The organism is Mesorhizobium sp., from assembly GCF_005063415.1.
Taxonomy (GTDB): Bacteria; Pseudomonadota; Alphaproteobacteria; order Rhizobiales; family Rhizobiaceae; genus Mesorhizobium.
The window spans coordinates 1-242 of the sequence record NZ_SUEG01000418.1; the positions used below are offsets into that span (position 1 = coordinate 1).

1 protein-coding gene is annotated in these 242 nt (G+C 63.6%); it reads right to left on the reverse strand.

Going from position 1 to position 242, the window contains the following annotated elements; all coding sequences use genetic code 11:
• Nucleotides 1-242: helix-turn-helix domain-containing protein (locus E5W70_RS32875; RefSeq protein WP_292665532.1), on the reverse strand; the 242-nt coding region annotated here is incomplete at both ends.

Genomic DNA, 242 nt, shown 5'->3' on the forward strand with positions numbered 1-242 from the left:
CTCAAGTCGCGCCTCAAGCCGTGATCGGGCGCGCTCTGAGAGTCCGGTGGCGGTTACCAAAGCGTACCGGAGATTGCGCAGCCCCCCACGATAGCGCCGCAGCGCAGCGCAGGCGGCTGCTTTCTCGGCTTTCGCCTGCTGTACCAGCCCATCGAGTTCGCGGTAACGAACAATCAGAATGCGCATGTCGATGCCGCAACCGTCGACAATCAGACCGTCGGCGTTGCGGTGCGGATAGCGCT